Raw genomic sequence first — 17,915 nt, 5'->3', positions numbered from 1 at the left:
CTCAGGCCGCCTTGTTTTGCCGGGTCACGTCACCAGCACGATACAGCTGGCCAAATTCTGTATTCAGGAAGTCGTTCAGTTTGACCTGTTCCTGCCGGACGAACCCTTTCGAAGGCAGCGTGCCGGTGCGCATCAGGTCAACGACGCCCAGAATACCCGCAGCTGTGGTGACCTGAATGGCACTCCAGACCTGCCCATTGATGGTTCGGGAAAAGCTCTTGTTGATCAGGGATTTCTCGCGCAGAACGCCGTTGATCATGCCCTTGGCCGTGCAATAGACCAGCACAACGTCCTGATCAGTGCGGGGCAGGGCGGTCTCGAAGATTTCTTTCAGCAGATCGCGGCGGCGTTCCAGCCCCAGATCGTGCAGCAGCAGTTTCAGGATTTCACAATGGCCGGGATACCGGATCGTGCGATAAGACACGGCCCGCGCCTTGCCTTCCAGCGTTTCCGGCAGCGTGCCCAACCCGCCCGAGGTGTTGAAGCATTCGTATTCCACGCCATCATGACCCAGAATCTCGTAATCTTCCAGCGGCGCGGTCTTGACCAGTTTGCCGTTCACAATGGCGTCGCAGGGATTGCAGTACTCATTGATCAACCCATCGGTCGACCAGGTCAGATTGTATTTCAGTGCATTGGTCGGATAAAGCGGCAGCGCGCCCACCCGCATATGCAGGCTGTCCAGCTCATCAAACTCCGCTGCAAGCGCGGCTCCGGAGATGCCCACAAAACCAGGTGCCAGACCACATTGCGGCATGAAAGCCGTCTCACTGCCTTCGGCCAGCTGGCGTACGGCCTCGGTGGCCGCGACGTCTTCGGTTAGGTCAAAATAATGCGCGCCCGCCTCTTTGGCGGCCTTGGCAATGTTTGGGGTAAGAAAGAACGGTGCCGCTGATACCACGGCGTTAAACCCGGTCAGCTCCTTTGCCAGACGATCCGCATCCCGGGCATCAATCTGCTTTGTTCCAATCCCAAGCCTTGTGATTTCACCCAGTGCTTTCAGGTCATGGTCAGCCACAGTCACTGTATAGTTTGGCGAGGCCCTCAGCAGCGTCGCGATCATCTGACCGATCTTGCCAGCCCCGATTACGCAAATATTCCAGGACATCAACGTCTCCGTAAAATTCTGTTCCTGATATTATGGTGCAGGGCTGGCCAGACATTTCATAGGCCGCAATTTGACGAAGTGATCGACTTATCCGACATTATGCCGGAATAATTGTCATTATGGCGTGACCGCCATCAGGGGTTGAAATCGGCCGGCACCCCGAAAGGAGGAGAGCCAACGCCGGTGCCCGTCAAGGAATGCAGAAATGCGACCAGGGCGGCGATTTCCACATCCGACAGCGTCACTGGCACAATGTCGATCCTGCTGCGCTGGCGTTCCATCTCGAACCGGTCGTCCCACACCACGAAATCCACCTCTTGCAACCAGGGGACCTTGGGCAACGCAGCCATGTCGGGTTTCCATTTGGCAAGGCTGGTCTGTGGGTCAAGATGGTGACGGATCATGCTTTCGAGATCCGCAAAAGCGCCGTTATGTCCATAAGGCGCAGTCAGGGCGACATTGCGCAGCATCGGCGTGCGAAAGCGATAGGCGTCTTCCACACGGTTGCTTTCCGCCATCCGCCCAACGTCCCGCGCATATGGATCCCATTGCCGGGTCCGACCCGGCCCGAATGGCGGCAAACCCAGCGCGTGAAACTTTTGGTCCGACATCAACGGACCCGCATGGCATGTCGCACATCGCGCTTTGCCATAAAACAGGTTCATCCCGTCTTTCTGGACGTCTGACAGCGCATCCATGTCCCCGGCCAAGTACTGGTCGAACGGGCTGTCGGTGCTGCGCCATTCAATGGCCATGAAGGCCGCCAGCGCGTTGGCGATCTGGGTGATTGTGATTTCTTCGGTGGTCTCGATATCGTCAAAAGCCGCGACTATGGCAGGGCCATAGCGCGGATCGGTCCGCACGCGTTTGGCAAGGATCGGCCAGCCCTTGTCAATCCTGTCGTGAACCGCGCCGGTCACCTGATTTTCAGCGACATTACCGGCCATCTCGAATTGCGCGGTCAGCGGGAATAAAGCCTGCGCCGCCAGAAGCGAGTTCAATCCGCCGGGCAGCCATTCCTGTGCTGGCGAATTGAACCCGTTGCCATAGAGGTCCGAGATGCTCAGGCGGCCATCGTGGAAAACGGTATGGATGTCCTTGGCCCCGAGGTTCCACAACCCCGGCGCATTTCGGGGAATGCGTTTGCGGATCCTGTCCGCCCCGGTGCCCGGCGTGCGCTCCGGGCCAAGACCCTGTCCGCCTTCGCCGATCCCCAGGGACAACCCGTCAGAGGTGCCGAAATCGGGGTGATGGCAATGGGCGCATGAAATGTTCAGATTGCCTGACAGGATCGGATCGTAAAACAGTTGATGACCGATAGCGGCCTGTTCCATATCAAATGGGATAAAGTCATCATCTGTCAGCGGGCGCGGCAGGTCCTGCGCCACCGCGGCCCCCGCCCAAACGAGGACAATCGCCCAATGCGCCAGTTTCTCTTTACCCTTTGTTTTCTTGCGACCCCGGCTCTGGCTGAGCTGGAACAGGCCCGTGACATGATGGAGGCCGGAGAGTTTGAAGCCGCGCGCGCGGAACTGCTGCCCGCCGCCCGGTCGGGCAATGCCGAGGCCGAGGAACTGATTGGTGTGATGTACGGGCTGGGTCTTGGGGTCGAGCAGGACCATGAAAGGGCGTTTGAATGGTATCTGCGTGCCTCGATGAAGGGGCATCCGGGGGCGCAGTCGGGGGTCGGCTGGTACTATGAACTGGGTCTGGGAATGCCCGCGCCCGATTTGGTGCGGGCCTATATGTGGTACACGCTCAGCGCCATTGGCGGCGATCCCGATGCGGCGATCAGCCTTGAGGAAGTGATCAAGAAAATGTCGCCGGAGCAGATCGAGAAGGCGCATGTTCTGGTCAACGACTACAAAGGGTGGATGTACCCGTTTCGATAAGGGCCGGGCCACAAGGCCCGACCCATCCGTTTAGTTCAGGTCCGCATTGCGCGAGGCGTTCACGTCCGCCTCAGCCGCCGCGACCGCTTCGGTCAGCGCGGCAAAGATTTCATCACCACGGGCAACATTGGTCTGGAACCAGTCATAGACAGGCGAAGCCGCAGCTTTGAACGCTGCCTTCTGCTCGGGCGTCGGGACATAAAGGTCGCCGCCACCTGCGACGAAGTCCTCATATGCCTGGATCGACTTGCGCTTGGGCGAGGCAAAGGTGGCCTGTTGCAGGGCGTAGAACCCATCGACAACGACCCGACGCATATCTTCCGGCATCGCCTGGAACTTGGCGTTGTTCATCCACCACAGCGCACCCATATAGGCGTGCCCGTCCAGGGTGACATACTGCAGGCCGGCATCCGGGAACTTCATGCCCATGATGTCGGTGATGCCGTTCTTTGACCCCTCGACAACGCCGGTCTGGAAGCTGGTGAAGAGTTCCGGCCACGGGATCGGTGTAGGTGACGCGCCCAGGGCCTTGACCAGTTCCTGCGGCAGGTCGGCGACAACAGTGCGGATTTTCAGACCTTCCATGTCGGCAGGCTCTGCGACGCGGTGTTTTGTGTTGGCGAAGTTGCGCCAGCCACCGGTGTTGCCGATGGTCATCAGGCGGATCGCGCCTCCGGAATCCTCAAGCGCCATGTCGCGCATGGTGCGGGTGAAATCGCCCGACAGAACATGCTCGGCGATCCGGTCATCGGCCATCAGATACGGCAGGTCCAGAACCTGCACATAGGGGAAGATGCCCGAGGCACCGCCCGAGGTAGAGATATAGATATCGATGGTGCCATCCGCCACGCCTTGTAGGCACTCTGCACCGTTCGAACACAGCTGGGTGCCGATGAACAGCTCAACCTCGATGGCGCCGTTCGACGCCGCCTCGACATAGTTCTTGAAAACGATCAGACCGTCGTAATCCTCGTCATTTTCGTTCGAATTGGCAGTGGCGCGCAGCGTATAGTCCGCAGCCACCGCAGCGACCGCAGACGCGGCCACAAGCGATGTGGCAATCGCCGCTGTTTTGATGAAGTTTCCGAGCATGCGTTTCCTCCCTGTGATACTCAGTCAGTTTGCAAATCCCGTTATCCTCGGGATCGTCATGGATAGTGCGGGGATGTAGGTGATCAGAAAGATCACGATGATTTCGACCGCCAGAAACGGCAGGATCGCCTTGGCGATCGTCTCGACCCGCTCCCGCGACACGGCGGCGGCCACGAACAGCACCAGCCCCATGGGGGGCGTTGCAAGGCCGACGGTCAGATTGACGCTCATGATGATGGCGAAATGGATCGGGTCTACGCCGAGGCCAGTGAAAATGGGACCAAGGATCGGGCCAAGGATGATGATCGCGGGGCCTGCGTCCAGAAACATACCGACGATAAACAACAACAGGTTGATCAGAAACAACAGGATCAGCGGATTTTCCGACAGGCTGAGGATCAACGAGGCCAATTGTTCCGGGGCGTGGCTCAGGCTGACCACGGTCTTGAACGCCATTGCTGCGCCAACCAGCAGCAGCACCACAGCCGACGTCATACCTGCATTGCTCAGAACATCCGGAATTTCCCTCAGGGTCAGTGTACGCAGAACGAAAAATCCGATGATAAAGGCGTAGCCCACAGCAACAGCGGCGGCCTCGGTCGGAGTAAAGATGCCCCCCAGAATGCCGCCCAGAATGATCACAGGCGTCATCAGCGGGAAGAACGCCTTGAGGCTGGCTTTGCGCCGCTCATCCCATGTGTATTTCCGGCTGGCGACGGGAAAATCGTACTTGTCGGCCATGAACTTGATCATCACCATCAGGCCGACACCCACCATGATTCCGGGCACGATCCCCGCAAGGAACAAGGCGGCCACGCTTTCACCCATGACATAGGCATAGATGATCATAATGCCCGAGGGCGGGATGATCGGCCCGATCACCGAACTTGCGGCTGTGATGGCGGCGGCGAATTTTCGGGTGTAGCCCTGTTTTTCCATCGCCGGGATCAGCATCGACCCCAGGGCGGACGTGTCAGCCACCGCAGATCCCGAAAGGCCCGCGAACAGGATCGAGCTCAGCACATTTACATGCGCCAGCCCGCCGCGCAGATGGCCCATCAGGGCCTGGCTGAATTCGACAAGGCGGATGGTTATGCCGCCACGGTTCATCATTTCCCCGGCCAGCATGAAGAACGGGATGGCCATCAGCGGAAAGCTGTCCATGCCGTTGTAGACATTGCGATAAAGCAGGGTGATGTCATTCGTCTGTCCGTTCAGCCACAGCAGGATGCCGGGCGCCGCCAGAAGCGCGAAAAAGACCGGCAGGCCAATCAGCAGGAAAATCAGGAACGTAGGCAGGAACCAGATCAGCATCTATTCGGCCCCCATCGCTGCGTCGGGAATGTCCGGCAAAAGATGCGCGCCGCCAAGCAAGGTGACCACGGAACGCAGGATAAGCTCGATATTGACCGAGATCAGCAGAATGATGCCCACCAGCAGCGAAGCCATCATCCAGCTGCGCGGAATGCGATACCACTCGTCAAACCCAAGCGATGTCGGCAGGTACAGGGCGGCGGTGGCGAACCTGCCGCCAAAGCCCGTGACCTCGGACCAGCCGATATTGACCGCAACCAAAAGCACGGCCAGCGAGATCAGCAGGAGGAACAGATTGAGCGACAGGCCGAGCATACGCGGCAGAAACCGTTGCAGCATGTCGATAGCTACAAAACCGCCGCGCCGAAAGGCCGTCGGTGCCATCAACCCGGTCATCCACAACATGCAGAACCGCGCGGCCTCATCCGGCCAAGGCAGGGCGTTGCCCAGAACGTATCGGAAGAACACCTGAATCAGGATTGCGATGACCATGAATGCAATCGCAACAACGCCAACCGCGCGGCCCAGACGCAGCACGGTTTCGTTTACAAATGCAATCGGCGCAAGCACCGATGCCAGTCCGCCCATGCGGATCCTCCCTTGTTCAGCCGCAGGTGTGTCCCGCGGTCGTCAGATCGCGCTTAGTGCTGCGCGAATTGGCCCATTTTCCCGGCATAGAACGTCAGCGCGTCGCCGTCGCTCATGCTGGCCTTCAGGACTTTGCCCACCACGATCACGTGATCGCCCGCGTCGTGATAGGCATGTTGTTCGCATTCAAACCGTGCCAGACAATCCGACAGCAGCGGGGTGCCGTTTGCACAGCGCTCGTGCCGGATGTCGCGCAGGGCATGGGCATCTTTCGAGCAGCCAAAACACAGCTCAGCCTGCGCAGACGATAACACATGCACCGTGAAATGCGGTGCCGCGCGAAAATAGGGGAACCGGCGCGAGTTGCGGTCGCCGGCCCACATGATCAGTGGCGGGTCCAGCGACAGCGACGAAAAGCTGTTGGCTGTGATGCAGATCGGGCCATCACCGCTGTCGCATGTCACGATGGTAACGCCGGTTGCAAACCGACCAAAAGCATCCCGCAGGGTCCGGGTGTCGTCCTTATGTGGCACAAAGGTGTGGGTCATGTTTCTTGAGATTGCGTTCATCATGCTACCTCATGCCCCAGCGCCGCCTCGTACAGGCGGAACCAGGTTTCGCGATCAATTGTGACTTTCAGCGCGTCCGAGATGCGTTTGATACGGTTCAGGTTGTTGGTGCCCAGAACCGGCAGAATGCCCGCCGGATGAGCCAGCAGGAAGGCGACGGCCACAGCGGCCCGGTCTACACCGAACTCCTCCGCGATTTCATCAGCAACAACCCCGACGGGCGGGTTTCCGGCCATCAGCAGCCCACCCCCCAGCGGCGACCACGCCATAAGGTGGTGCCCATGCTGCTGGTGAAACGCCAGATCGCCATTGGTGAAAGGGGCGATCGCGCCCAGTGAGATCTCGATCTGGTTGGTGACCAGCCGGGTTTTCATCGCCGATTGCAGCAGGGTCCAGTCCCACGGGCGGAAGTTCGAAACACCAACCGCGCCCACCTTGCCACTGGCGACAGCCTCATCCAGCGCAGCCCCGGTTTCGTGGTGGTCCATGAACGGATCAGGACGGTGGATCAGCAGCAGATCGATGTGGTCGATGGCCATTTCCGACAGGGACATGTCGATGGATTTCAGGATATGCGCGCGTGAGGTGTCATAGTATTTGACCTTCGCATCGGAATGCCGCCCCACAGGTGCGACGATGTCACATTTGGTGACGATCTCCATCTTCTGGCGCAGGCCGGGATTGGCGCGCAAGGCGTTGCCCAGAACGGCTTCGGCCGCGTAACCGCCATAAATATCGGCCTGATCGAAGGTGGTGATGCCCTGATCAAGACAGGCCTGAATCTTGGCCTCGACATGCCCTGCCGAGGTGTCGCTATCGTCACCCAGCCGCCACATGCCATAGACAAGGCGGCTCATTTCCAGCGTCGGGGATAGTTTCACGCGTTGCATCAGCGGCGCACTCCGTTGCCCAGCGGTGTGGCCGGGGGTGTCTTGGGCACACGCCCGTAGGCTTCGGTAAGCGAGCAGGTTTTCAGATGCGGCATCACACGAGCACCGAAATGCATGGCCTCATCCATGTGCGGATAGCCTGAGAAGATGAACGCGCGAATGCCCATCTTCCGGTAATCTTCGATCTTTGACATGACCTGATCGGTTGATCCAACCAGTGCCGCACCACAGCCCGAGCGGGCGCGGCCGACGCCGGTCCACAGACCGGGTTCCACATACCCGTACTTATCCGCCAGATCACGATTCCTGGCCTGATGCGCTACGCCAAGCGACGTTGCATCCAACGCCCGTTCGCGGATCGCGCGGCCATAGTCGTCATCCAGTTTTGAAACGATGTAATCCGCGTATTCCTGCGCCTCGGCTTCGGTATCGCGAACGATCATGTGAACCCGCAAGCCATAGTCGAGCGTACGGTCATAATTTTCGGCCACTGCATGAACAGCTTTCATCCGCTCGGCCAGTTGATCCTTGGTTTCCGGCCACATCAGGTACACATCGCAATGCTCGCCGCACAGCTCCAGCGCCGAGGGCGAATAACCGCCGAAATACAGCAGCGGCCCGCCAGTCTGATAGGGTCGCGCCGGGTCGGTTGTCAGACCTGTAAAGTTGTAGACCTCGCCCGCATGGTTGATTTCCTCCTGCGTCCAGGCCTGTTTCAGGATCTCGACCACTTCGCGCGACCGTTGATAACGATAGGCACTGTCGGCCTTTTCGCCGGGAAAATCGGATGAAATGATGTTGACGGTCAGCCGCCCCTTCAACATGTGATCCAAAGTCGCGATCGTGCGGGCCAGCATGATCGGCTGCATCTCGCCGCAGCGCACAGCGGCCAACAGGTTGATCTTCTGCGTGATCGGCGCGCAACCGGCGACAAAGCTCAGCGTGTCCTGCCCAACCTGATACGATGACGGGCACAGGATGTTGCGGAACCCCTGCGCCTCGGCCTCCTTCACGATGGCCGAGCAATGCTCCCAGCTGGACCGCAGATCACCATCAGGCACACCCAGGAACTGATAATCGTCCGAACATAAGGCGGCGAACCACGAAACCTCGGCCGCATCCAGATCAGGGGATGTTATGGGGACGATGGTCATTTGATTCACGCTCCGTGCATCTTTTACTTTCCTCTTGCGTAGCAATCACATTGATGTAGATCAATAGTGTATCAATTTTTCCTGCGACCGAATGAAGCGCCTGAAATGCCCCCCAACACCCGAAACCCCAATGCCCTGCCTATCTACGTTCAGATTGCCGAGCTGCTGATCCGCGATGTCGCTGCGGGTCGTTTGATCGATGGTGAGCGTCTGCCCCCGGAACGCGACATGGCGGCCAAGCTGAACGTGTCGGTCGGCACGCTGCGAAAATCGCTCGCCGAGCTTGAGAAAAAAGGCATGTTGGAGCGTATTCAGGGGTCAGGAAATTACATCCGCGAGACCGGAACCCAGAACAGCGTCTACGCGATGTTCCGGCTGGAACTGCCCCAAGGGGGCGGGTTGCCGCGTGCGGATATCCTGTCGGTCGATCATCTGAAAAAACCTTCCGATCTGCCGGATTTTGGCACCTCGGACACCGGATCGCGCGTACGTCGGATGCGCTATCTGAATGACACAATCATCGCGGTCGAGGAGATCTGGCTGGACGAATCAGCCGGCCTGATCAAGCGAAGCCTGCTGTCGGACTCGCTCTACCGCTATTATCAGCACCAGCTGGGTTTCTGGATATCACGGGCCGAAGATCGCGTATCGATTGGCCAGCTGCCCGATTGGACCCCCGCGGCGTTCACCAAAGCCGCCGGTGAAACGGTGGGCTATATCGAACGGTTCAGCTGGTCGGACAAGGCCGAACCTGTCGAATTTTCAAAGACCTGGTTCGACCCGGACCGGGCCACCTATGTCCAACGTCTGAAGTAAAAGGAAACGCGCATGACCCAGACCATCAATTACGGGCTGATCGGATGTGGCATGATGGGGCAGGAACACCTGCACAACATCGCCCTGCTGGACGGCACGCGTGTCGCAGCGATATTCGAACCCGATCCCGGGATGGCAAAAGCCGCGCAGGCGATTGCGCCGGAGGCGGTTATGGCACGCTCGGTGCAAGAGGTGTTGGATATCGAAGACCTGGACTGCCTTGTCATAGCCAGCCCAAATCACCTGCATGTCGACCAGATCTGTGAAATCGCGCAAACGCGCCCCTTGCCGCTATTGGTGGAAAAGCCCCTGTTCACCAACCCCCAGGACGCCGCAAGGCTAGCGAAGGTACAGCGTGACTATCCACACCCGATCTGGGTTGCGATGGAATACCGTTATATGCCGCCCATCGCGACCCTGATCGACAAGATCGGGGACACAGGCGGGGTCAGGATGCTGTCGATCCGGGAACATCGCTTTCCGTTTCTGCGGAAAGTCGGCGACTGGAACCGGTTCAACCGCAACACCGGCGGCACCTTTGTCGAGAAATGCTGCCACTTCTTCGATCTGATGCGGCTGATCCTGCAATCCGACCCTGTGCGGATCACCGCAAGCGGCGGGCAGGCGGTGAACCATCTGGACGAAACCTACGGGGGCGAAACACCCGATATACTGGATCATGGCTATGTTCTGGTCGATTTCGCCAATGGCGCGCGCGCGATGCTCGAGCTGTGCATGTTCGCCGAAGGCGCCCGCTATCAGGAAGAGATTTCGGCCATCGGGCCCAACGCCAAGGTCGAGGCTCTGGTGCCGGGGCCGGGACGGTTCTGGCCCGACCATCTGGGAACACCGCCAGTGCCGCAGGTCATCGTCAGCCCGCGGGACCCCAAGGGGCCAATATCGCACGACATCCCTGTCGATCCCCGCTTGCTGGCTGCCGGTGACCACAACGGCTCGACCTATTATCAGCACAGGGGGTTTCTGGATCTGGTGCGCGGGCACAAGGCCGAACCGGATGTAACAGTGCAAGACGGTCTGTGGGCGGTGCGAATGGGATTGGCGGCGCAGCAGGCCCTGCAAACCGGCGAAACGGTTCACCTAAAGCACCCTTAGACTGACCCCAGGCAGGTTCAGGGCAGAACCCTCTGCGGTGACAAATGTGTCGCTTGCGGGCCAATCTGTCGTAAACCAGCTAGTGAAGCGGGGCACAGTAGGGGACAAAACTGTATGACCTGTCAGTGTATTCCCACCCGTCTGGATCGCCGTGCGACCGGCTGTGATCTGGTCACGACGCGCCGGTAACCGCCCTGCGGGGCCGTTCTGCCTGCCTGCTTTCAGACGACAACGGAATACCTCATGACAACCGCTCTGCGCCTCGCCATCGATATTGGCGGCACTTTTACCGACACGGTCCTCGTCTCGGGTGATGAGACGATACTGGCCTCCACCAAAACCCTGACCACCCACCAGAACCCGGCAGAAGGCGCACTGGAGGGCGCACGGCGCGTCATGGCGCAGGCTGGCCGGTCGCTGAATGATGTCACCGGATTTATTCACGGAACCACTCTGGCAACCAACGCGCTGATCGAACGGCGCGGGGCGGTCGTGACCACGGTCTGCACCGAAGGATTCCGCGATATTCTCGATATCGGGTACGAACGTCGGTATTCACAATACGACATCAATCTTGAAAAGCCGGACATGCTGGTGCCGCGCGAACGCTCGTTGACCATACGCGAACGCATGTCGGCAGAAGGCGAGGTGCTGATTGAACTGGATGAAGGGCAAGTAGACCGGTTGCTGGCCGAGATTGACGCCAGCGGGGCCGAGGCGGTGGCCATCTGCCTGATGCACTCTTACGCCAACCCGACCCACGAATGGCGTTTGCGCGATGTTCTGGCGCGACACCGCCCCGGTTTGACCGTCTCGATCTCGTCCGATGTCAGCCCCGAAGCGCGTGAGTTTGACCGGCTCTGCACCACTGTAGCCAACGCCTATATTCAACCGCTGATGGATAGCTATCTGACCCGGTTTGTGGATCAGTTCACGGCCGAGGGCGTAACCTGTCCGATCCTGATGATGACGGCAGGCGGTGGTATGTGCACGATCGACACCGCCACGCGTTTCCCCATTCGTCTGGTGGAATCCGGCCCTGCCGGTGGGGCTATTCTGTCCGCCCGCATCGCCGCGCGTGCCGGGTTGGATCAGGTCCTGTCATTTGACGTCGGTGGCACCACGGCCAAGCTCTGCCTGATCGACAAGGCGCGCCCCCAGACCTCGCGCTCATTCGAAATCGCCCGCGCGGCACGGTTTATCAAGGGGTCGGGAATGCCGGTGCGCATTCCGGTGATCGAGATGATTGAAATTGGTGCTGGTGGTGGTTCGATCGCGGGTGTTGACCGTCTCGGGCGTCTGACGGTCGGGCCAAAATCGGCAGGCTCGGAGCCCGGGCCGGTCGCTTTCATGCGCGGCGGCGTCAATCCGACCGTGACCGACAGCGACATCACTCTGGGCTATATCGTGCCCGACACCTTTGCCGAGGGGCATATCCAGCTGGAACCTGCTGGCGCCAAGGCCGCCCTGAGACGTGTGATCGGGGATAAACTGGGGCTGGATGCGACAGGTGCGGCAGATGGGGTCAGCCGCATCGTTGTCGAAAGCATGGCCAGCGCCGGGCGGATGCATGCGGTTGAAAGCGGCAAGGACCTCGGCCCGCGCACCATGATTGCCTTTGGTGGCAACGGGCCGCTGCATGCCACCCGCGTCGCCCGGTCCGCCGGGGTGTCGCGTATCGTGATCCCGCCCAATCCCGGTGTCGGTTCGGCGGTTGGGTTCCTGTTTGCCCCGGTATCTTTCGAAATCGTCCGCTCGCGCTATTCTCTGCTCGACAGCATGGACATGGACGGGGTGAACGCCCTGTTCGATACGATGATTGCCGAAGCAAAAGAGGTCGTCGCCCAAGGGGCAGGGGATGCACCCACCGAAACCCTGCGCACCGCCTTCATGCGCTATAGCGGGCAAGGGCATGAGATCGAGATTACGTTGCCGGACCGCGCCCTGACACGCCCGGATATCGCCCCGCTGACAGCCGCATTCGAAGAAGAATACCGCAAACAATTCTCACGTCCTGTGCCGGGGATGAAGATCGAGGTTCTCAACTGGGCCGTTCGCGTTGCCACCCCGGACAAAGCGGTGCCTACGGTGTTGGAAACGCCGGGCAAAACCGCATTTCAGGTCACGCAGACGCGCCCCATCACCTGTGATCTGGATGGCACGGTAAAACAGGCCGCCTTTCTCGCCCGCGCCGATATGCGCCCCGGTGACCATGTGGCAGGCCCCGCGCTGATCCATGAACCACAAACAACCACACTCGTTTCCGCCGATTTCTCGGCCCAGATGGACGCAATCGGCAACCTTGTCCTGATACAGGACCAGAAAGGAGGCGCATGATGACCGCTGATCTGTCCCCCGCCCGCCTGCAAGTGATGTGGAACCGTCTGCTGGCTGTGGTCGAAGAACAGGGCCAGACCCTGATCCGCGCAGCTTTTTCGCCCATCGTGCGTGAATGCGGTGACATTTCCGCCGGGATATTCGACGTGAATGGCCGGATGCTGGCGCAGGCCGTGACCGGAACACCTGGCCATATCAACACCATGGCCGAGGCCGTGCTGCACCTGCGCGCCCGTTTCGCGGTGCAGGACATGCGCCCCGGCGACATCTACATGACAAACGACCCGTGGCTGGCCTCGGGGCATCTGAACGACTTCCTGTTGATGATGCCCGCGTTCAAGGACGGCAAGGTGGTGGGCTTTACCTCCTGCACCTCGCATCTGGTGGATCTGGGCGGTCTGGGTATGGGACCTGAAGGCTCGGACATCTATGACGAAGGCCTGCTGATCCCGCCTTGCAAACTGGTCGAGGCCGGAACGCCCAATGCGCTGCTGATGGATATCATCCGCGCCAACTCGCGCGAGCCTGTGGCCAATGAGGGCGACATCTACGCCCTGATCGCCTGTTGCGAGGCCGGGGTGAACCGCCTTGTTGCGATGATGGAGGAGTTCGGGATCGATGATCTGGACAGGCTTGGCACCTATATCATCGACACCTCGCGCAAAGGCGCGTTGCAGGCCATCGCCGAGGTGCCCGAAGGCGTTTACAAAAACGTGCTGCACATGGACGGCTATGAGGCCGAGCTGGAGCTGCACGCGACGCTCACCGTCACCAAAGACGGGATGCATGTTGATTTCACGGGCACGTCCGGGTGTTCGAAAAAGGGCATCAACGTGCCTTTGAACTATGCCACCGCCTATACGGTCTTTGCCCTGCGTTGCATCGTCGGGCCGGATATCCCGAACAACGCAGGCTCGTTGGAACCTTTCACGGTGGAAGGCCCCAAGGGTTGCATCCTGAACGCCCAGCATCCGGTGCCAGTGGCCATGCGGCATACGCTGGGACAGGTCACACCGGATCTGGTTCTGGGCTGCCTGCATCAGGCGCTGCCCGAACAGGTGCCTGCCGAAGGGGCCTCGTGCATGTTCGACCTGCCAATGCGCCACGCTCCCGAAGTGGCGTCGAATGGCGGGCGCGAATTTGCCATCGAACCCGTTCACAATGGCGGCACCGGGGCGCGACCCCACGCGGATGGCCTGTCCGCGACAGCCTACCCTTCGGGGGTGTTCGGCTCGCAGGTCGAGATAACCGAAAGTGTCGCACCCGTGATCATGTGGCGACGCGAATTGTTGCCCGACTCGGGCGGCGCGGGCCAGTTCAGGGGCGGATTGGGTCAGCGGATCGAGATGACGTCCGCGAACGATGCCCCCTTCATCGTCTTCCTGTCGGTTGAACGACTGAAATTCCCCGCTCTGGGTCGCATGGGCGGCCTGCCCGGCGCACCGGGGCGTATCCGGTTCCGCGATGGCGGCGCAGACATTCCGGGCAAGGGCGAGCTGCGCGTGGAAAGCGGCGATTACCTGATCTTCGACACCCCCGGCGGCGGCGGCTTTGGCAATCCGGCCGCGCGCGACCCCGAGGCGCTGGCGCTGGACCTCAGGCGCGGGCTGGTCACGGAAGAAGGGGCCAAAGCCTATGGGGGTGCCTCATGATCCGCGCAGTTGGTCACATTCGTGCCATGGCGGCCTATGCGCTGGCCGATCTGGGCGCGCCGGACACTGTATCTCTGGCCCAGAATGAAAGCGCCTTTCCGGTCAGCCCTGCCGCAACTGCGGCGGGCCAGGCGGCATTGCACCGGATGCCGCTTTATCCCGATCCCGACTGGTCGGACCTGCGCGCCGCCATCGCTCAGGTGCACGGGGTACCAGCCGACAACATCCTGTGCGGTGCCGGATCGATGGAGTTGATCGGCTGCCTGATCCGCGCCTATTCAGGGCCGGGCGACCATGTATTGGGCACGGATTACGGCTATGCCTATGTGGCCTCAGCCACGGCGCAGGTGCGGGCAGACTATGTGAAAGCGCGCGAGGTTGATCTGACCGTCTCGGTCGATGACATTCTGGCCGCTGTCACGCCTGATACCCGGATCGTCTTTGTCTGCAACCCCGGCAACCCGACCGGCACCCTGATCCCGAACGCCGAGATCATCCGCCTGCGCAACACCCTGCCCGGGAACGTGCTGCTGGTGGTCGATCAGGCCTATGCCGAATTCGCCGATCGCGATCACGACCCGGCTGAAATCTTTGCCCTCGTTGCACGTGGGGATACCGTGGTCATACGCACCTTTTCAAAGGCTTACGGTCTGGCGGGCGCGCGCGTGGGTTGGGGTCTGTTCCCGTCAGAGGTCGCGATTGAGCTGCGAAAGCTGCTCAACCCCAACAACGTATCGACCCTCTCTCAGGCCATGGCAACGGCAGCGATGCAGGATCAGCCCCACATGTGCGACACGGTTGCCAGAACCGCCACCATCCGGGATCGCTTTGCCGACGGGTGCCGGGAGCTGGGATTATCTGTTCCGCGCAGCCACACCAATTTTGTCCTGATCCGCTTTGCCGATGCCGCGACGGCGCAAAAAGCGGATGCCGCGTTGCGCAAAGCGGGTTTGCTCATGCGCGGAATGGGCGGCTATGGCCTCGCGGATTGCCTGCGCGCCACGATCTGCGACACGGCAGTGATGGAGCGCTGCCTGACTGTTCTGAAAGAGGTGACGTCATGACCTTTGAAACCCGGACACGGGCCAAAATCGGAGTGCTGGTGCCCTTTACCAACACCAATCTCGAAGCTGACATGATACTGATGCGCTGCCCGGACACGACGGTGCATTTTCAGCGAATGGGTGGCTATGACGTGGATGAGATCCCCGGATCAGATCAAATGGCGGGTCTGGGGGCCTCGGATATCAGCCATGACCTCAAGATGATCTCGGGCGTTCGGCCCGATGTGGTGCTCTATGGCTGTACCTCGGCCACGCTGACCCATGGCCCGTCCTTTGATCGAAAGCTGGCGCAGGACATCAGGGCCGCGTCGGGCGCCGTGTGTATTACCGCGGCAGGGGCGCTGGTTGGCGCGGTCCATGCGCTTGGCGTGTCCAGGGTCGGTTTTTCCTCACCCTATCTGGGCGAGATCAACACGCAGGCCATGGATTTTCTGACGCAGAACCGGATCGCAACGGTGAAATGCGCCGATATCGGCCGCGAGCTGGGCAATTACGGGCAGGGCGAACTGACCCCGGACGAGGTTTTCGACCTTGCCATGCAGGCCGACCACCCAAAGGCCGAGGCCATCATACTCAGCTGCACCGACATGCGCGCGGTCGAGGCCATAGACCGGATCGAAACGGCCCTTGATAAACCTGTCGTCACGTCCAATCAGGCCATGATGTTTGCCCTGATGCGGGCGCTTGACCTGCCAAGGCACGGGACTGTTCCGGGGCGGTTGTTTGATCTGCTATAGCCTTGGGTCAGGCAAAAGCATGGAACCCGCCCCGGTCGGCTGCCCGCATCAAAGGCGGGTGCGCACCGGCATATGGGGCGGGTATTCCAGCCCACCCAACGCGCCGTGTCGCAGACGTGACTGTATTTACGTCGCAAAGGAACAAGATACCGCGCCCTCTACGCCATAGTCGGAATAAGGGCCGCTCGGGAATGAAGCACATGTTGAACCAGCCGCACAGTCACGGGAAATTTGGCCTGCCCCGCGGGGAAACCATCTTAGGCTTGTCTGAAACATCATACGTTCACAAAATACAAAGGTGCCTCTTTTCATGAGCCAAATTTCGGAAAATCTGCTGAACCAGATCCGCGACCGTTTTGCCCAGATCGATCACTGCCCCGAACAGGGCGAGCGGATATTTTTCGAAAACGCCGGCGGGGCTTTGACACTGAAATCCGTGCTGGACAGCTCGGCACGTCACGCCGCCATCCCCGACAATCAGGGGCGCGACAATCCGGGGTCTCATGCGCTGGTTGCCACGATCAACGCGGCCAAGGCCGATATGCGGGATTTCATGAATGCACCCGGTGGTCAGTTCTTTGTCGGTGAAAGCGGCACCGAACTTCTGTTCCGGCTGATCATGAACGCCTGTCTGGGAACCGGTCCGGGGATTGTGCTGGGGTCGACACTGGAACACCCCGCCACACGGTCAGCCTGTGATCGTTGGGCTCGCATCGCCGGGCAGACCCATGTGCTGGTGCCCCACGATGACGATACCGGCACCGTGACAGCCGACGCCTATGCTGCGGCCGTCACCCCCGACACCAAAGTGGCGACAATCCTGCACACCTCACCCGTGACGGGCATGGGCGTCGATGTGGCCGCTGTTTCGCAGGCGATCCGCGCCGTGGCGCCAGACTGTTTCATCATTGTCGATGGCATCCAGCACGCCGCCCATGGCCGGATCGATCTCAGCGCGTATGACGTCGACGGCTACGTGATCTCGCCCTACAAGGTGTTTTCACGCCATGGCTACGGCGTTGCGTGGATTTCCGACCGGCTGACGCGGCTTGAACACAATGCCCTTTTGGACGGTCCGGCAGATAACTGGGAAATGGGAACGCGCGATACAGGGGCCTATGCGACCATGTCCGACGTTGTGTCTTACTTCGAATGGCTTGGCAGTCAGGTCAGCGACGCCACCGACCGGCGTGCCAGATTTCTGGCAGCGGGCGAAGCCATCCACGTGCAGGAAAAGGCACTGACCGACGCGATGATCCACGGCACCGGCAACCTGAGCGGTCTGGCCGAGATGGAGAAGGTCACCATTCTGGGCGGTGCCGACAACCCCGCTCGCGAAGGGCTGGTGTCGCTGCGCGTGCAGGGCGTGGCCTCGGCGGATGTCGTCAAACGGCTGAACGATGAGGGTATTCGCACCCATTTGCGCAAGGCCGACCATTACTCTGGCAACATATTGACGCCGCTGGGTTATGACGCCTGCGTCCGGGTCTCGATGTGCCACTACAACTCGATCGGCGAAGTCGCCAGATTTCTGGCTGTCATGAAAGAAATCGCCGCCTGAGCTGCGGCGGACCAAGGGACAAGCACTC

The 17,915-nt window shown here is 60.3% G+C and carries 16 protein-coding genes; 8 read left to right on the top strand and 8 right to left on the bottom strand.

Annotation, left to right across the window (positions count from 1 at the left end; translation table 11 throughout):
• Position 1 precedes the first annotated feature (1 nt).
• Together ACR0ES_RS18750 and ACR0ES_RS18745 are read right to left on the bottom strand one after the other, a co-directional pair.
• On the bottom strand, positions 2–1,108 hold the full coding sequence (locus ACR0ES_RS18750; protein WP_480508683.1) for a saccharopine dehydrogenase family protein: 1,107 nt from the start codon (positions 1,106–1,108) through the stop codon (positions 2–4).
• A gap of 134 nt (positions 1,109–1,242) precedes the next feature.
• Positions 1,243–2,496 (bottom strand): cytochrome-c peroxidase, encoded by a 1,254-nt coding sequence (locus ACR0ES_RS18745; RefSeq protein ID WP_480488973.1) that lies wholly within the window; start codon positions 2,494–2,496, stop codon positions 1,243–1,245.
• 33 nt (positions 2,497–2,529) lie between these two features.
• Here ACR0ES_RS18745 and ACR0ES_RS18740 point away from each other — a divergent pair, with 33 nt between their 5' ends.
• Positions 2,530–3,000: a tetratricopeptide repeat protein gene (locus tag ACR0ES_RS18740; RefSeq protein WP_267365609.1), complete on the top strand. Its 471-nt coding sequence runs from the start codon at positions 2,530–2,532 to the stop codon at positions 2,998–3,000.
• 30 nt (positions 3,001–3,030) lie between these two features.
• On the opposite strand, the gene ACR0ES_RS18735 is transcribed toward ACR0ES_RS18740, so the two are convergent.
• The 6 genes from ACR0ES_RS18735 to ACR0ES_RS18710 are packed head-to-tail and all read right to left on the bottom strand — an operon-like array spanning position 3,031 to position 8,607.
• Positions 3,031–4,092 carry a TRAP transporter substrate-binding protein gene (locus ACR0ES_RS18735; protein ID WP_480484794.1) on the bottom strand — a complete coding sequence of 354 codons (1,062 nt, stop codon included), beginning with the start codon at positions 4,090–4,092 and terminating at the stop codon, positions 3,031–3,033.
• A 24-nt stretch (positions 4,093–4,116) separates the two neighbouring features.
• Entirely contained in the window at positions 4,117–5,406 is a 1,290-nt protein-coding gene (locus ACR0ES_RS18730; RefSeq protein ID WP_480477545.1) for a TRAP transporter large permease, read from the bottom strand.
• A complete protein-coding gene (locus ACR0ES_RS18725; RefSeq protein WP_480484795.1) occupies positions 5,407–5,994 on the bottom strand; it encodes a TRAP transporter small permease in 588 nt (195 codons plus the stop codon).
• Positions 5,995–6,047: 53 nt separating this feature from the next.
• Positions 6,048–6,563, bottom strand: a complete 516-nt coding sequence (locus ACR0ES_RS18720) for a flavin reductase family protein (RefSeq protein WP_480484813.1) — start codon at positions 6,561–6,563, stop codon at positions 6,048–6,050.
• Positions 6,563–7,453 (bottom strand): aldo/keto reductase, encoded by an 891-nt coding sequence (locus tag ACR0ES_RS18715; RefSeq protein ID WP_480539941.1) that lies wholly within the window; start codon positions 7,451–7,453, stop codon positions 6,563–6,565. The genes ACR0ES_RS18720 and ACR0ES_RS18715 overlap by 1 nt, the downstream gene beginning before the upstream one ends.
• On the bottom strand, positions 7,453–8,607 hold the full coding sequence (locus tag ACR0ES_RS18710; protein WP_480871485.1) for an LLM class flavin-dependent oxidoreductase: 1,155 nt from the start codon (positions 8,605–8,607) through the stop codon (positions 7,453–7,455). Before ACR0ES_RS18710 ends, ACR0ES_RS18715 begins: the two co-directional genes overlap by 1 nt.
• A gap of 105 nt (positions 8,608–8,712) precedes the next feature.
• Here ACR0ES_RS18710 and ACR0ES_RS18705 point away from each other — a divergent pair, with 105 nt between their 5' ends.
• The 7 genes from ACR0ES_RS18705 (at position 8,713) to ACR0ES_RS18675 (ending at position 17,887) form a co-directional block, all read left to right on the top strand.
• Positions 8,713–9,423, top strand: a complete 711-nt coding sequence (locus tag ACR0ES_RS18705) for a GntR family transcriptional regulator (protein WP_480871484.1) — start codon at positions 8,713–8,715, stop codon at positions 9,421–9,423.
• A gap of 12 nt (positions 9,424–9,435) precedes the next feature.
• A complete protein-coding gene (locus ACR0ES_RS18700; protein WP_480871483.1) occupies positions 9,436–10,536 on the top strand; it encodes a Gfo/Idh/MocA family protein in 1,101 nt (366 codons plus the stop codon).
• A gap of 243 nt (positions 10,537–10,779) precedes the next feature.
• On the top strand, positions 10,780–12,873 hold the full coding sequence (locus tag ACR0ES_RS18695) for a hydantoinase/oxoprolinase family protein (RefSeq protein ID WP_480774362.1): 2,094 nt from the start codon (positions 10,780–10,782) through the stop codon (positions 12,871–12,873).
• A complete protein-coding gene (locus ACR0ES_RS18690; RefSeq protein ID WP_480774363.1) occupies positions 12,873–14,525 on the top strand; it encodes a hydantoinase B/oxoprolinase family protein in 1,653 nt (550 codons plus the stop codon). The genes ACR0ES_RS18695 and ACR0ES_RS18690 overlap by 1 nt, the downstream gene beginning before the upstream one ends.
• Entirely contained in the window at positions 14,522–15,589 is a 1,068-nt protein-coding gene (locus tag ACR0ES_RS18685) for a pyridoxal phosphate-dependent aminotransferase (protein ID WP_480871482.1), read from the top strand. The genes ACR0ES_RS18690 and ACR0ES_RS18685 overlap by 4 nt, the downstream gene beginning before the upstream one ends.
• Positions 15,586–16,326, top strand: a complete 741-nt coding sequence (locus ACR0ES_RS18680; protein WP_480871481.1) for a maleate cis-trans isomerase family protein — start codon at positions 15,586–15,588, stop codon at positions 16,324–16,326. The genes ACR0ES_RS18685 and ACR0ES_RS18680 overlap by 4 nt, the downstream gene beginning before the upstream one ends.
• Before the next feature lie 310 nt (positions 16,327–16,636).
• Positions 16,637–17,887, top strand: coding sequence for an aminotransferase class V-fold PLP-dependent enzyme (locus ACR0ES_RS18675; RefSeq protein WP_480871480.1), 1,251 nt, complete (start codon positions 16,637–16,639; stop codon positions 17,885–17,887).
• The last annotated feature ends 28 nt before the right edge of the window (positions 17,888–17,915 follow it).

The organism is Ruegeria sp. N7 (assembly GCF_056531345.1).
Note: the sequence above shows the minus strand (reverse complement) of the source record. Positions and strands in the feature narration are given on the sequence as shown.

Coding starts and splice junctions, on each gene's coding strand:
- ACR0ES_RS18740 (WP_267365609.1), top strand. CDS start 2,530: ATGCGCCAGTTTCTCTTTACCCTTTGTTTTCTTGCGACCCCGGCTCTG.
- ACR0ES_RS18690 (WP_480774363.1), top strand. CDS start 12,873: ATGACCGCTGATCTGTCCCCCGCCCGCCTGCAAGTGATGTGGAACCGT.
- ACR0ES_RS18730 (WP_480477545.1), bottom strand. CDS start 5,406: ATGCTGATCTGGTTCCTGCCTACGTTCCTGATTTTCCTGCTGATTGGC.
- ACR0ES_RS18675 (WP_480871480.1), top strand. CDS start 16,637: ATGAGCCAAATTTCGGAAAATCTGCTGAACCAGATCCGCGACCGTTTT.
- ACR0ES_RS18700 (WP_480871483.1), top strand. CDS start 9,436: ATGACCCAGACCATCAATTACGGGCTGATCGGATGTGGCATGATGGGG.
- ACR0ES_RS18680 (WP_480871481.1), top strand. CDS start 15,586: ATGACCTTTGAAACCCGGACACGGGCCAAAATCGGAGTGCTGGTGCCC.
- ACR0ES_RS18695 (WP_480774362.1), top strand. CDS start 10,780: ATGACAACCGCTCTGCGCCTCGCCATCGATATTGGCGGCACTTTTACC.
- ACR0ES_RS18715 (WP_480539941.1), bottom strand. CDS start 7,453: ATGCAACGCGTGAAACTATCCCCGACGCTGGAAATGAGCCGCCTTGTC.
- ACR0ES_RS18750 (WP_480508683.1), bottom strand. CDS start 1,108: ATGTCCTGGAATATTTGCGTAATCGGGGCTGGCAAGATCGGTCAGATG.
- ACR0ES_RS18710 (WP_480871485.1), bottom strand. CDS start 8,607: ATGACCATCGTCCCCATAACATCCCCTGATCTGGATGCGGCCGAGGTT.
- ACR0ES_RS18725 (WP_480484795.1), bottom strand. CDS start 5,994: ATGGGCGGACTGGCATCGGTGCTTGCGCCGATTGCATTTGTAAACGAA.
- ACR0ES_RS18685 (WP_480871482.1), top strand. CDS start 14,522: ATGATCCGCGCAGTTGGTCACATTCGTGCCATGGCGGCCTATGCGCTG.
- ACR0ES_RS18705 (WP_480871484.1), top strand. CDS start 8,713: ATGCCCCCCAACACCCGAAACCCCAATGCCCTGCCTATCTACGTTCAG.
- ACR0ES_RS18735 (WP_480484794.1), bottom strand. CDS start 4,092: ATGCTCGGAAACTTCATCAAAACAGCGGCGATTGCCACATCGCTTGTG.
- ACR0ES_RS18720 (WP_480484813.1), bottom strand. CDS start 6,563: ATGAACGCAATCTCAAGAAACATGACCCACACCTTTGTGCCACATAAG.